General features: G+C 50.9%; 13 protein-coding genes. 12 read left to right on the top strand and 1 reads right to left on the bottom strand.

Translation table 11 applies throughout. The annotated features are described in order from the left end of the window. Positions 1–32: 32 nt before the first annotated feature. Positions 33–119: a leu operon leader peptide gene (leuL, locus tag A7Z06_RS04550; RefSeq protein ID WP_001300467.1), complete on the bottom strand. Its 87-nt coding sequence runs from the start codon at positions 117–119 to the stop codon at positions 33–35. A 658-nt stretch (positions 120–777) separates the two neighbouring features. On the opposite strand from leuL, the gene leuO reads away from it, so the two are divergent. From leuO to mraY, 12 genes are all read left to right on the top strand, one after another. After that, on the top strand, positions 778–1,722 hold the full coding sequence (gene leuO, locus A7Z06_RS04545) for a transcriptional regulator LeuO (protein WP_010345415.1): 945 nt from the start codon (positions 778–780) through the stop codon (positions 1,720–1,722). Between the two features lie 348 nt (positions 1,723–2,070). Further along, positions 2,071–3,795 carry an acetolactate synthase 3 large subunit gene (gene ilvI / locus A7Z06_RS04540; protein ID WP_032224415.1) on the top strand — a complete coding sequence of 575 codons (1,725 nt, stop codon included), beginning with the start codon at positions 2,071–2,073 and terminating at the stop codon, positions 3,793–3,795. Positions 3,796–3,797: 2 nt separating this feature from the next. Continuing rightward, complete coding sequence (gene ilvN, locus A7Z06_RS04535; protein ID WP_010345411.1) at positions 3,798–4,289, top strand: acetolactate synthase small subunit; 492 nt, start codon at positions 3,798–3,800, stop codon at positions 4,287–4,289. 11 nt (positions 4,290–4,300) lie between these two features. Next, on the top strand, positions 4,301–4,387 hold the full coding sequence (locus A7Z06_RS21625) for a hypothetical protein (RefSeq protein ID WP_032224418.1): 87 nt from the start codon (positions 4,301–4,303) through the stop codon (positions 4,385–4,387). Positions 4,388–4,468: 81 nt separating this feature from the next. Further along, entirely contained in the window at positions 4,469–5,473 is a 1,005-nt protein-coding gene (gene cra / locus A7Z06_RS04530; protein ID WP_000762401.1) for a catabolite repressor/activator, read from the top strand. 601 nt (positions 5,474–6,074) lie between these two features. Beyond that, positions 6,075–6,533, top strand: coding sequence for a division/cell wall cluster transcriptional repressor MraZ (gene mraZ / locus A7Z06_RS04525; RefSeq protein ID WP_000488288.1), 459 nt, complete (start codon positions 6,075–6,077; stop codon positions 6,531–6,533). 1 nt (position 6,534) lies between these two features. Next, positions 6,535–7,476, top strand: a complete 942-nt coding sequence (rsmH, locus tag A7Z06_RS04520; RefSeq protein WP_000970494.1) for a 16S rRNA (cytosine(1402)-N(4))-methyltransferase RsmH — start codon at positions 6,535–6,537, stop codon at positions 7,474–7,476. Next, positions 7,473–7,838, top strand: a complete 366-nt coding sequence (gene ftsL, locus A7Z06_RS04515) for a cell division protein FtsL (RefSeq protein ID WP_000625658.1) — start codon at positions 7,473–7,475, stop codon at positions 7,836–7,838. The genes rsmH and ftsL overlap by 4 nt, the downstream gene beginning before the upstream one ends. 15 nt (positions 7,839–7,853) lie before the next feature. Next, positions 7,854–9,620: a peptidoglycan glycosyltransferase FtsI gene (ftsI, locus tag A7Z06_RS04510; RefSeq protein ID WP_000642204.1), complete on the top strand. Its 1,767-nt coding sequence runs from the start codon at positions 7,854–7,856 to the stop codon at positions 9,618–9,620. Further along, a complete protein-coding gene (gene murE, locus A7Z06_RS04505) occupies positions 9,607–11,094 on the top strand; it encodes a UDP-N-acetylmuramoyl-L-alanyl-D-glutamate--2,6-diaminopimelate ligase (protein WP_000785132.1) in 1,488 nt (495 codons plus the stop codon). The genes ftsI and murE overlap by 14 nt, the downstream gene beginning before the upstream one ends. After that, entirely contained in the window at positions 11,091–12,449 is a 1,359-nt protein-coding gene (gene murF / locus A7Z06_RS04500) for a UDP-N-acetylmuramoyl-tripeptide--D-alanyl-D-alanine ligase (RefSeq protein ID WP_000626706.1), read from the top strand. Before murE ends, murF begins: the two co-directional genes overlap by 4 nt. Further along, positions 12,443–13,525, top strand: a complete 1,083-nt coding sequence (gene mraY / locus A7Z06_RS04495; protein WP_000964122.1) for a phospho-N-acetylmuramoyl-pentapeptide-transferase — start codon at positions 12,443–12,445, stop codon at positions 13,523–13,525. Before murF ends, mraY begins: the two co-directional genes overlap by 7 nt. The last annotated feature ends 2 nt before the right edge of the window (positions 13,526–13,527 follow it).

Here is a 13,527-nt window from a genome sequence, read left to right as displayed (position 1 = left end):
GGCGCGGGTTTTTTGTTTGACTGCGTGCTGGCTTAATGCTGAATGCCGCTCACTCGTCTACCGCGCAAAGAAGATGCGTTTAGTAGTAGTAGACCGATAAAGCGAACGATGTGAGTCATTAAATCAGCTCCAGATGAATGCGATATGCTTTTAGAGTTACTGGATACAAAAACGGATGTCAACCCTGACGCAACAAAAACGTCCCGTCAGCGTGAGTTCTGCATGAGTTGAATTAGCTAATTGTGCTGCGCGGGTTAAAACAGTCGATATTAATTTCTGCTTAACCACACATACCTTTCATTGGTGGACATACTTCAGAATAATTTATGGCATTTAATCAATGAGGTAAGAAGGAGGGAAATTTATTCTTTACCCTATCTATCCTGATGATTTGTATTGAATTATATTTTGAGTGAATGTTTTGATATTGATTTTATGAATATTATTGATCGATTAATGTTAAGAATTAATGCATCAAATATATAAATTAATTATTAAATGCGCACGTTTAATCCATTTTTTGGATGATTGAGTATTCGCGGAACTTATGATTAGATTGTTTTCGCAACAAAAACATTATGGATTATTATGCTGTGGTGAATGACTCTTCGCACGGCAATGGATTCTGTTTTTATCAGAACCCGTATCTTTATGTTTTCCTAATTTTACGCATTTTTCTTTTTCTTATTTTATATGCATGGTAAATCATATTTTTCAGGATTATTTCTCTGCATTCCAATAAGGGAAAGGGAGTTAAGTGTGACAGTGGAGTTAACTATGTCAGAGGTAAAAACAGATCATCCAGAAATTGCGGAGTTAAGCAAGCCACAGCTACGCATGGTCGATCTAAACTTATTAACCGTTTTCGATGCCGTGATGCAGGAGCAGAACATTACCCGTGCCGCGCATGTTCTGGGCATGTCGCAACCTGCGGTCAGTAACGCTGTCGCACGCCTGAAGGTGATGTTTAATGACGAGCTTTTTGTTCGTTATGGGCGTGGTATCCAACCGACTGCCCGCGCTTTTCAACTTTTTGGCTCTGTGCGTCAGGCGCTGCAATTAGTGCAAAATGAATTACCAGGTTCAGGTTTTGAGCCGGCCAGCAGCGAACGTGTATTCCATCTTTGCGTTTGCAGCCCGTTAGATAGCATTCTTACCTCGCAGATTTATAATCACATTGAGCAAATCGCGCCAAATATTCATGTGATATTCAAGTCTTCATTAAATCAGAACACCGAACATCAGCTACGTTATCAGGAAACGGAGTTTGTTATTAGTTATGAAGACTTCCATCGTCCTGAATTTACCAGTGTGCCATTATTTAAAGATGAAATGGTGCTGGTAGCCAGCAAGAACCATCCGACTATTAAAGGCCCATTACTGAAACATGACGTTTATAACGAACAACATGCGGCGGTTTCGCTTGATCGTTTCGCGTCATTTAGTCAACCGTGGTATGACACGGTAGATAAGCAAGCCAGTATCGCGTATCAGGGCATGGCAATGATGAGCGTTCTTAGCGTGGTGTCGCAAACGCATCTGGTTGCTATTGCGCCGCGTTGGCTGGCTGAAGAGTTCGCTGAGTCCTTAGAGTTACAGGTATTACCGCTGCCATTAAAACAAAATAGCAGAACCTGTTACCTCTCCTGGCATGAGGCTGCCGGGCGTGATAAAGGCCATCAATGGATGGAAGAGCAATTAGTCTCTATTTGTAAACGTTAAACAAAGGCAGAATAAATCAGGCGCGTAATTCTGGTTTATTCTGCATTTTTTATTAAATGTAGAATTTTATTCTGAATACGTGTTTGCCCTGATTTTAGAAATAAGAATACGTGTTTGCCCTGATTTTAGAAATAATGAAAAAATAGAGAAATTGCTGTAACTGGTCGAATTTGACCGATTTATTATCAATTCTGTCCGCCATTCTGGATTATTTTATCGTTTATTTTCTCCTTTCCTCCTGTTTATTCTTATTTCTTCACGCTTGTGACTCTGCTTGTCAATTGCTTAAGCAAGATCGGACGGTTAATGTGTTTTACACATTTTTTCCGCCAAATAGTGAGGCAAGCCATGGAGATGTTGTCTGGAGCCGAGATGGTCGTCCGATCGCTTATCGATCAGGGCGTTAAGCAAGTATTCGGTTATCCCGGAGGCGCGGTTCTTGATATTTACGATGCATTGCATACCGTGGGCGGTATTGATCACGTATTAGTTCGTCATGAGCAGGCAGCGGTACATATGGCCGATGGCCTGGCGCGGGCGACCGGAGAAGTGGGCGTTGTGCTGGTGACATCGGGTCCTGGAGCCACCAACGCAATTACCGGTATCGCCACCGCCTATATGGACTCCATTCCGCTGGTTATCCTTTCCGGGCAGGTGGCAACCTCGCTGATAGGTTACGATGCCTTTCAGGAGTGTGACATGGTGGGAATTTCCCGGCCGGTGGTTAAACACAGTTTTCTGGTTAAGCAAACGGAAGACATTCCGCAGGTGCTGAAAAAGGCTTTCTGGCTGGCGGCAAGCGGGCGTCCTGGTCCGGTGGTGGTTGATTTACCGAAAGATATTCTTAATCCGGCGAACAAATTACCTTACGTCTGGCCGGAATCGGTCAGTATGCGCTCGTATAACCCGACAACGTTGGGTCATAAAGGGCAGATTAAACGTGCACTACAAACGCTGGCTGCGGCGAAAAAACCGGTCGTTTACGTAGGCGGTGGCGCAGTGACTGCGGCTTGCCATCAACAACTCAAACAGATTATTGAGCAACTTAATCTTCCTGTCGTCTCGTCATTAATGGGATTAGGCGCGTTTCCGGCAACGCATCGTCAGGCGCTGGGAATGTTGGGAATGCACGGCACTTACGAAGCCAATATGACAATGCATAATGCCGATGTCATTTTTGCGGTTGGTGTACGCTTTGACGATCGCACTACTAACAATCTGGCAAAGTACTGCCCGAATGCGACGGTGTTACATATTGATATTGATCCAACCTCTATCTCAAAAACCGTGACCGCCGACATCCCGATCGTTGGCGATGCGCGGCTGGTGTTGGATCAAATGCTGGAGTTGCTGGCACAAGAAACGGCTCACCAACCGTTGGATGAAATCCGCGACTGGTGGCAGAAAATTGAACAGTGGCGCGCTCGCCAGTGCCTGAAATACGACACTCAGAGCGAAAAGATTAAACCGCAGGCGGTGATAGAGACGCTCTGGCGACTGACGAAGGGGGACGCTTACGTTACGTCCGACGTCGGGCAGCACCAGATGTTCGCCGCACTTTATTATCCTTTCGACAAACCGCGTCGCTGGATCAACTCCGGTGGCCTCGGCACCATGGGGTTTGGTTTACCTGCGGCGCTGGGCGTCAAAATGGCGTTGCCGGAAGAAACTGTGGTCTGCGTTACTGGCGACGGCAGTATTCAGATGAACATTCAGGAGCTGTCTACAGCCTTGCAATACGAGCTTCCGGTGCTGGTGGTGAATCTTAATAACCGCTATCTGGGGATGGTGAAACAGTGGCAGGACATGATCTATTCCGGCCGTCATTCACAATCTTATATGCAATCTCTGCCAGATTTCGTCCGCCTGGCAGAAGCCTATGGTCATGTTGGTATCCAGATTTCGCGCCCGGATGAGCTGGAAAGTAAACTTGGCGAGGCGCTGGAACAGGTACGAAATAATCGCCTGGTATTTGTTGATGTCACCGTCGATGGCAGTGAGCACGTTTATCCGATGCAGATTCGCGGGGGCGGAATGGATGAAATGTGGTTAAGCAAAACGGAGAGAACCTGATTATGCGCCGGATATTATCAGTATTACTCGAAAATGAATCAGGCGCGTTATCCCGCGTGATCGGCCTTTTTGCCCAGCGTGGCTATAACATTGAAAGCCTGACCGTTGCGCCAACCGACGATCCGACATTATCGCGTATGACCATCCAGACCGTGGGCGATGAAAAAGTGCTTGAGCAAATCGAAAAGCAATTACACAAGCTGGTCGATGTGTTGCGCGTGAGCGAGCTGGGGCAGGGCGCGTACGTTGAGCGGGAGATTATGCTGGTGAAAATTCAGGCCAGCGGCTATGGACGTGACGAAGTGAAACGCAATACGGAAATATTTCGTGGGCAAATCATTGATGTCACGCCTTCGCTTTATACCGTTCAACTGGCAGGCACCAGCGATAAACTCGACGCATTTTTAGCATCGATTCGCGATGTGGCGAAAATTGTTGAAGTTGCCCGCTCCGGCGTCGTCGGTCTTTCGCGCGGCGATAAAATAATGCGTTGAGAATGATCTCAATGTGCAATTTGCAGCCCAATAAGTCACGTTGGGCTTTTTTTGCGAATTTAGTAGGAACCTGGAATAAAAGCAGTTGCCGCAGTTAATTTTCTGCGCTTAGATGTTAATGAATTTAATCCATACCAGTACAATGGTTATGGTTTTTACATTTTACGCAAGGGGCAATTGTGAAACTGGATGAAATCGCTCGGCTGGCGGGAGTGTCGCGGACCACTGCAAGCTATGTTATTAACGGCAAAGCGAAGCAATACCGTGTGAGCGACAAAACCGTTGAGAAAGTCATGGCAGTGGTGCGTGAGCACAATTACCACCCGAATGCCGTGGCGGCTGGGCTTCGTGCTGGACGCACACGTTCTATTGGTCTTGTTATCCCCGATCTTGAGAACACAAGTTATACCCGCATTGCTAACTATCTTGAACGCCAGGCGCGTCAACGCGGCTATCAGCTACTCATTGCTTGTTCCGAAGATCAGCCAGACAACGAAATGCGTTGTATTGAGCATCTTTTACAGCGTCAGGTCGATGCCATCATTGTTTCGACTTCGCTGCCGCCAGAGCATCCTTTCTATCAACGCTGGGCTAATGACCCGTTCCCAATTGTCGCGCTGGATCGCGCCCTCGATCGTGAACATTTCACCAGCGTGGTTGGTGCCGATCAGGATGATGCCGAAATGCTGGCGGAAGAGTTACGTAAGTTTCCCGCCGAGACGGTGCTTTATCTTGGCGCGCTGCCGGAGCTTTCTGTCAGCTTCCTGCGTGAGCAGGGTTTCCGAACTGCCTGGAAAGATGATCCGCGCGAAGTGCATTTCCTTTATGCCAATAGCTATGAGCGGGAAGCTGCTGCCCAGTTATTCGAAAAATGGCTGGAAACGCATCCGATGCCGCAGGCGCTGTTCACTACTTCTTTTGCATTGTTGCAGGGAGTGATGGATGTCACGTTGCGTCGCGATGGTAAACTGCCTTCCGATCTGGCGATTGCCACCTTTGGCGATAACGAATTGCTCGACTTCTTACAATGTCCTGTGCTGGCCGTGGCTCAGCGTCATCGGGATGTCGCTGAGCGCGTGCTGGAGATTGTCCTGGCGAGTCTGGACGAGCCGCGTAAGCCAAAACCAGGCTTAACGCGCATCAAACGAAATCTCTATCGTCGCGGCGTACTCAGTCGTAGCTAAACGTTAAACAAAAAATGATGCGCCGGTTGATTGCGGCTGGCGCATTGAGTACGTAATTGGACATCAATATCCTTTATGTAAATAAGACTATTCCTGACTATTATCCATAAGACCTTCTAAATATCTCACCAATTAACTTCATTCGATGTGCTTAATGATAATTAAGTCGTAACGATGGATTGCGATTGCATTATTTTGTTACATGCAAATCGGCAATTGCCGATTAAACAAACACTTTTCTAATCTTTTACGCAAAGTCGCTGACGTCAGGCATGGCGCGTGCGCAACAGGGACTGTTATCCGGGGGCGATATGTCCTAAAATGCCGCTCGCGTCGCAAACTGACACTTTATATTTTCATTAAGGAAAAAGAAGTCGTTTTTAAAACGGTAATGATGAGTGGGATTTTTTCTTACAACTATTCATAACGTTAATTTGCTTCGTTCGTTGGGCGATTTTTAAACAATGCAGATATTAGTCGTAAACATCGGGTTTTTTGCTTCGGTAAGGAATGTTCCTGGCTTGACAAGCTTTTCCTCCGCTCCGTAAACTCCTTTTAGTGGGAATTTGTGGGATAAAGTGGTAATTGGGGGAAGACTGGCATGTTCCGGGGAGCAACGTTAGTCAATCTCGACAGTAAAGGGCGCTTATCGGTGCCCACCCGTTATCGGGAAGAGCTGCTCGGGAACGCTGCCGGTCAAATGGTGTGTACCATTGACATTCATCACCCATGTCTGCTGCTTTACCCCCTTCCTGAATGGGAAATTATCGAGCAAAAATTATCGCGTCTGTCGAGCATGAACCCGGTTGAGCGCCGTGTGCAGCGCCTTCTGTTAGGTCATGCCAGCGAATGTCAGATGGATGGCGCAGGTCGATTGTTAATCGCGCCAGTACTGCGGCAACATGCCGGGCTGACAAAAGAAGTGATGTTGGTTGGACAGTTCAATAAGTTTGAACTGTGGGATGAAACAACCTGGCATCAACAAGTCAGGGAAGATATCGACGCAGAACAGTTGGCTACCGAAAACTTATCGGAGCGGCTGCAGGACTTGTCTCTATAAAATGATGGAAAACTATAAACACACTACGGTGCTGCTGGATGAAGCCGTAAATGGCCTCAATATCCGTCCTGACGGTATCTACATTGATGGAACTTTTGGTCGCGGTGGTCACTCACGTCTGATCCTCTCGCAGCTTGGCGAAGAGGGACGTTTGCTGGCGATCGATCGCGATCCGCAGGCTATTGTCGTTGCGAAGACTATTGATGATCCGCGCTTCTCCATCATACATGGACCTTTCTCCGCGCTGGGCGAATATGTCGCCGAGCGTGATCTTATCGGCAAGATTGACGGCATTCTCCTCGATCTTGGCGTCTCTTCACCACAACTCGATGATGCTGAACGCGGTTTTTCCTTTATGCGCGATGGCCCGCTGGACATGCGTATGGATCCGACGCGCGGTCAATCCGCTGCCGAATGGCTACAAACTGCCGAAGAAGCCGATATCGCCTGGGTATTGAAAACGTATGGCGAAGAACGTTTCGCTAAACGTATTGCGCGCGCCATTGTCGAGCGTAACCGCGAACAGCCGATGACACGCACCAAAGAACTGGCAGAAGTGGTGGCGGCGGCAACGCCGGTGAAGGACAAATTCAAACATCCCGCGACCCGTACCTTCCAGGCGGTGCGCATCTGGGTAAACAGTGAACTGGAGGAGATAGAGCAGGCGCTAAAAAGCTCGCTCAACGTGCTGGCGCCAGGTGGGCGGCTTTCGATCATCAGTTTTCATTCGCTGGAAGACCGTATTGTGAAACGCTTTATGCGTGAAAACAGTCGTGGTCCGCAGGTTCCGGCAGGATTACCGATGACCGAAGAGCAGCTCAAAAAACTGGGTGGCCGTCAGTTGCGAGCACTAGGCAAGTTGATGCCGGGCGAAGAAGAGGTGGCAGAGAACCCTCGCGCCCGTAGTTCAGTTCTGCGTATTGCAGAGAGGACGAACGCATGATCAGCAGAGTGACAGAAGCTCTAAGCAAAGTTAAAGGATCGATGGGAAGTCACGAGCGCCATGCCTTGCCTGGCGTCATTGGTGACGATCTTTTGCGATTTGGGAAGCTGCCACTCTGCCTGTTCATTTGCATTATTTTGACGGCGGTGACTGTGGTGACCACAGCACACCATACCCGTTTGCTGACCGCTCAGCGCGAACAATTGGTGCTGGAGCGAGACGCTTTAGACATTGAATGGCGCAACCTGATTCTTGAAGAGAATGCGCTCGGCGACCATAGCCGGGTGGAAAGGATCGCCACGGAGAAGCTGCAAATGCAGCATGTCGATCCATCACAAGAAAATATCGTAGTGCAAAAATAAGGATAAACGCGACGCATGAAAGCAGCGGCGAAAACGCAGAAACCAAAACGTCAGGAAGAACATGCCAACTTTATCAGTTGGCGTTTTGCGTTGTTATGCGGCTGTATTTTACTGGCGCTGGCTTTTCTGCTCGGGCGCGTAGCGTGGTTACAGGTTATCTCCCCGGATATGCTGGTTAAAGAGGGCGACATGCGCTCTCTTCGCGTTCAACAAGTATCCACCTCACGCGGCATGATTACTGACCGCTCTGGTCGCCCATTAGCAGTAAGTGTGCCGGTAAAAGCGATCTGGGCTGACCCAAAAGAAGTGCATGACGCTGGTGGTATCAGCGTCGGTGACCGCTGGAAGGCGCTGGCTAACGCGCTTAACATTCCGCTGGATCAGCTCTCAGCCCGCATTAACGCCAACCCGAAAGGACGCTTTATTTATCTGGCGCGTCAGGTAAACCCTGACATGGCGGACTACATCAAGAAACTGAAACTACCGGGGATTCATCTGCGTGAAGAATCTCGCCGTTATTATCCGTCTGGCGAAGTGACCGCTCACCTCATCGGCTTTACCAACGTCGATAGTCAGGGGATTGAGGGTGTCGAGAAGAGTTTCGATAAATGGCTTACCGGGCAGCCGGGCGAACGCATTGTGCGAAAAGACCGCTACGGTCGCGTAATTGAAGATATTTCTTCCACCGACAGCCAGGCAGCGCACAACTTGGCGCTGAGTATTGATGAACGCCTGCAGGCGCTGGTTTATCGCGAACTGAACAACGCGGTGGCCTTTAACAAGGCGGAATCCGGTAGTGCCGTGCTGGTGGATGTCAACACCGGTGAAGTGCTGGCGATGGCTAACAGCCCGTCATATAACCCAAACAATCTGAGTGGCACGCCGAAAGAGGCGATGCGTAACCGTACCATCACCGACGTGTTTGAACCAGGTTCAACCGTCAAGCCGATGGTGGTGATGACTGCGCTGCAACGCGGCGTCGTGCGGGAAAACTCGGTACTGAATACCGTTCCTTATCGAATTAACGGCCACGAAATCAAAGACGTGGCGCGCTACAGCGAATTAACCCTGACCGGGGTATTACAGAAGTCGAGTAACGTCGGTGTTTCCAAGCTGGCGTTAGCGATGCCGTCCTCAGCGTTAGTAGACACTTACTCACGTTTTGGACTGGGAAAAGCGACCAATTTGGGGTTGGTCGGAGAACGCAGTGGCTTATATCCTCAAAAACAACGGTGGTCTGACATAGAGAGGGCCACCTTCTCTTTCGGCTACGGGCTAATGGTAACACCGTTACAGTTAGCGCGAGTCTACGCAACTATCGGCAGCTACGGCATTTATCGCCCGCTGTCGATTACTAAAGTTGACCCCCCGGTTCCCGGTGAACGTGTCTTCCCGGAATCCATTGTTCGCACCGTGGTGCATATGATGGAAAGCGTGGCGCTACCGGGCGGCGGTGGCGTGAAGGCGGCGATTAAAGGCTATCGTATCGCCATTAAAACCGGTACTGCGAAAAAGGTCGGGCCGGATGGTCGTTACATCAATAAATATATTGCTTATACCGCAGGCGTTGCGCCTGCGAGTCAGCCGCGCTTCGCGCTGGTTGTTGTTATCAACGATCCGCAGGCGGGTAAATACTACGGCGGCGCCGTTTCCGCGCCGGTCTTTGGTGCCATCATGGGCGGCGTATTGCGCACCATGAACATCGAGCCGGATGCGCTGACAACGGGCGATAAAAATGAATTTGTGATTAATCAAGGCGAGGGGACAGGTGGCAGATCGTAATTTGCGCGACCTTCTTGCTCCGTGGGTGCCAGACGCACCTTCGCGAGCACTGCGAGAGATGACACTCGACAGCCGTGTGGCTGCGGCGGGCGATCTCTTTGTAGCTGTAGTAGGTCATCAGGCGGACGGGCGTCGATATATCCCGCAGGCGATAGCGCAAGGTGTGGCTGCCATTATTGCAGAGGCGAAAGATGAGGCGACCGACGGTGAAATCCGTGAAATGCATGGCGTACCGGTCATCTATCTCAGCCAGCTCAATGAGCGTTTATCTGCACTGGCGGGCCGCTTTTACCATGAACCCTCTGACAATTTACGTCTCGTGGGCGTAACGGGCACTAACGGCAAAACCACGACTACCCAGCTTCTGGCGCAGTGGAGCCAATTGCTTGGCGAAACCAGCGCGGTAATGGGCACCGTTGGTAACGGCCTGCTGGGGAAAGTCATCCCGACGGAAAATACAACCGGATCGGCAGTTGACGTTCAGCATGAGCTGGCGGGGCTGGTGGATCAGGGCGCGACTTTTTGCGCGATGGAAGTTTCCTCCCACGGGCTGGTACAGCACCGTGTGGCGGCATTGAAATTTGCGGCGTCGGTCTTTACCAACTTAAGCCGCGATCACCTTGATTATCATGGTGATATGGAACACTACGAAGCCGCGAAATGGCTGCTTTATTCTGAACATCATTGCGGTCAGGCGATTGTTAACGCTGATGATGAAGTGGGTCGTCGCTGGTTGGCAAAACTGCCGGACGCGGTTGCGGTGTCGATGGAAGACAATATCAATCCGAACGGTCATGGCCGCTGGTTGAAAGCGATCGACGTGAACTATCACGACAGTGGCGTGACTATTCGCTTTAGCTCAAGTTGGGGCGATGGGGAAATAGAAAGCCGCTTGATGGGCGCTTTTAACGTCAGCAACCTGATGCTGGCGCTGGCGACACTGCTGGCGCTGGGCTATCCGCTGGCCGATCTGCTGAAAACCGCCGCGCGTCTGCAACCGGTTTGCGGACGTATGGAAGTGTTCACTGCACCAGGCAAACCGACGGTGGTGGTGGATTACGCGCATACGCCGGATGCACTGGAAAAAGCCTTACAGGCGGCGCGCCTGCACTGTGCGGGCAAGCTGTGGTGCGTCTTCGGCTGCGGCGGCGATCGTGATAAAGGCAAGCGTCCACTGATGGGCGCAATTGCCGAAGAGTTTGCTGACGTGGCGGTGGTGACGGACGATAACCCGCGTACCGAAGAACCGCGCGCCATCATCAACGATATTCTGGCGGGAATGTTAGACGCCGGACATGCCAAAGTGATGGAAGGCCGCGCTGAAGCGGTGACTTGCGCCGTTATGCAGGCTAAAGAGAATGATGTGGTGCTGGTCGCGGGCAAAGGCCATGAAGATTACCAGATTGTTGGCAACCAGCGTCTGGACTACTCCGATCGTGTCACGGTGGCGCGTCTGCTGGGGGTGATCGCATGATTAGCGTAACTCTTAGCCAACTTACCGATATTCTCAACGGTGAACTGCAAGGGGCAGATATCACCCTTGATGCCGTAACGACTGACACCCGTAAACTGACGCCGGGTTGCTTGTTTGTCGCTCTGAAAGGCGAACGTTTCGATGCCCATGATTTTGCCGACCAGGCGAAAGCTGGCGGCGCGGGTGCGCTGCTGGTCAGCCGTCCACTGGATATCGAGCTGCCACAGTTAATCGTCAAGGATACGCATCTGGCGTTTGGCGAACTGGCTGCATGGGTTCGCCAGCAAGTTCCTGCTCGTGTGGTTGCCCTGACCGGTTCCTCCGGTAAAACCTCCGTTAAAGAGATGACGGCGGCGATTTTAAGCCAGTGCGGCAACACGCTTTATACGGCAGGCAATCTCAACAACGACATCGGCGTGCCGATGACGCTGCTGCGCTTAACGCCAGAATACGATTACGCAGTCATTGAACTTGGTGCGAACCATCAGGGCGAAATTGCCTGGACAGTTAGCCTGACCCGCCCGGAAGCCGCGCTGGTCAACAACCTGGCGGCGGCGCATCTGGAAGGCTTCGGTTCTTTGGCGGGCGTGGCAAAAGCGAAAGGCGAAATATTTACCGGCCTGCCGGAAAACGGTATCGCCATTATGAATGCCGACAACAACGACTGGTTGAACTGGCAAAGCGTGATTGGCAATCGCAAAGTGTGGCGTTTCTCACCCAATGCCGCCAACAGTGATTTTACCGCCACCAATATTCATGTGACCTCGCACGGTACTGAATTTACGCTGCAAACTCCAACGGGTAGCGTCGATGTCCTGCTGCCGCTGCCGGGGCGTCACAATATTGCGAATGCATTGGCTGCTGCGGCGCTCTCCATGTCCGTGGGCGCAACGCTTGATGCCATCAAAGCGGGGCTGGCAAATCTACAGGCTGTTCCTGGCCGTTTGTTCCCCATTCAACTGGCGGAAAACCAGTTGCTGCTCGACGACTCCTACAACGCTAACGTCGGCTCCATGACCGCCGCTGTTCAGGTTCTGGCTGAGATGCCGGGCTACCGTGTACTGGTCGTTGGCGATATGGCGGAACTGGGCGCTGAAAGCGAAGCTTGCCATGTACAGGTGGGCGAAGCGGCAAAAGCTGCTGGTATTGACCGCGTGTTAAGCGTGGGAAAACAAAGTCATGCTATTAGTACCGCCAGCGGTGTGGGCGAACATTTTGCTGATAAACCCGCGTTAATTACGCGTCTTAAGTCACTGATTGCAGAGCAACAGGTGATTACGATTTTAGTTAAGGGTTCACGTAGTGCTGCCATGGAAGAGGTAGTACGCGCTTTACAGGAGAATGGGACATGTTAGTTTGGCTGGCCGAACATTTGGTCAAATATTATTCCGGCTTTAACGTCTTTTCCTATCTGACGTTTCGCGCCATCGTCAGCCTGCTGACCGCGCTGTTCATCTCATTGTGGATGGGGCCGCGCATGATTGCTCATCTGCAAAAACTCTCCTTTGGTCAGGTGGTGCGTAACGATGGCCCGGAATCGCACTTCAGCAAGCGCGGTACGCCGACCATGGGCGGGATTATGATCCTGACGGCGATTGTGATCTCCGTACTGCTGTGGGCTTACCCGTCTAACCCGTATGTCTGGTGCGTACTGGTGGTGCTGGTTGGTTACGGCATCATTGGCTTCGTTGATGACTATCGCAAAGTGGTGCGCAAAGACACCAAAGGGTTGATCGCACGCTGGAAGTATTTCTGGATGTCGGTCATTGCGCTGGGTGTTGCTTTCGCTTTGTACCTTGCCGGGAAAGACACGCCAGCAACGCAACTGGTTGTACCGTTCTTTAAGGATGTGATGCCGCAGTTAGGTTTGTTCTACATCCTGCTGGCCTACTTCGTTATTGTCGGCACCGGTAACGCAGTAAACCTGACCGATGGTCTTGATGGCCTGGCGATTATGCCGACCGTATTTGTCGCTGGTGGTTTTGCGCTGGTGGCGTGGGCGACCGGAAACATGAACTTTGCCAGCTATTTACACATACCGTATCTGCGACATGCAGGGGAACTGGTCATTGTCTGTACCGCGATAGTCGGAGCAGGGCTGGGCTTCCTGTGGTTTAACACCTATCCGGCACAGGTATTTATGGGTGATGTAGGTTCGCTGGCGTTAGGCGGCGCGTTGGGCATTATCGCTGTACTGCTGCGTCAGGAATTCCTGCTGGTGATTATGGGCGGCGTGTTTGTCGTCGAAACCCTGTCGGTTATTTTGCAAGTCGGCTCCTTTAAACTGCGCGGGCAACGTATTTTCCGCATGGCGCCGATTCATCACCACTATGAACTGAAAGGCTGGCCGGAACCGCGCGTCATTGTGCGTTTCTGGATTATTTCGCTGATGCTGGTCCTGATTGGTCTGGCAACGCTGAAGGTACGTTAATC

Source organism: Escherichia sp. MOD1-EC6819, assembly GCF_002965765.1.
GTDB classification, from domain to species: Bacteria; Pseudomonadota; Gammaproteobacteria; order Enterobacterales; family Enterobacteriaceae; genus Escherichia; species Escherichia ruysiae.
This window is presented reverse-complemented; position numbering and strand designations above follow the sequence as displayed.

Bases quoted from the DNA above. Each gene is read 5' to 3' on its own strand.
- rsmH (WP_000970494.1), top strand. From the start codon at position 6,535: ATGATGGAAAACTATAAACACACTACGGTGCTGCTGGATGAAGCCGTA.
- ilvI (WP_032224415.1), top strand. From the start codon at position 2,071: ATGGAGATGTTGTCTGGAGCCGAGATGGTCGTCCGATCGCTTATCGAT.
- ftsL (WP_000625658.1), top strand. From the start codon at position 7,473: ATGATCAGCAGAGTGACAGAAGCTCTAAGCAAAGTTAAAGGATCGATG.
- ftsI (WP_000642204.1), top strand. From the start codon at position 7,854: ATGAAAGCAGCGGCGAAAACGCAGAAACCAAAACGTCAGGAAGAACAT.
- murF (WP_000626706.1), top strand. From the start codon at position 11,091: ATGATTAGCGTAACTCTTAGCCAACTTACCGATATTCTCAACGGTGAA.
- A7Z06_RS21625 (WP_032224418.1), top strand. From the start codon at position 4,301: ATGTGCAATTTGCAGCCCAATAAGTCACGTTGGGCTTTTTTTGCGAAT.
- leuL (WP_001300467.1), bottom strand. From the start codon at position 119: ATGACTCACATCGTTCGCTTTATCGGTCTACTACTACTAAACGCATCT.
- ilvN (WP_010345411.1), top strand. From the start codon at position 3,798: ATGCGCCGGATATTATCAGTATTACTCGAAAATGAATCAGGCGCGTTA.
- leuO (WP_010345415.1), top strand. From the start codon at position 778: ATGTCAGAGGTAAAAACAGATCATCCAGAAATTGCGGAGTTAAGCAAG.
- mraY (WP_000964122.1), top strand. From the start codon at position 12,443: ATGTTAGTTTGGCTGGCCGAACATTTGGTCAAATATTATTCCGGCTTT.
- mraZ (WP_000488288.1), top strand. From the start codon at position 6,075: ATGTTCCGGGGAGCAACGTTAGTCAATCTCGACAGTAAAGGGCGCTTA.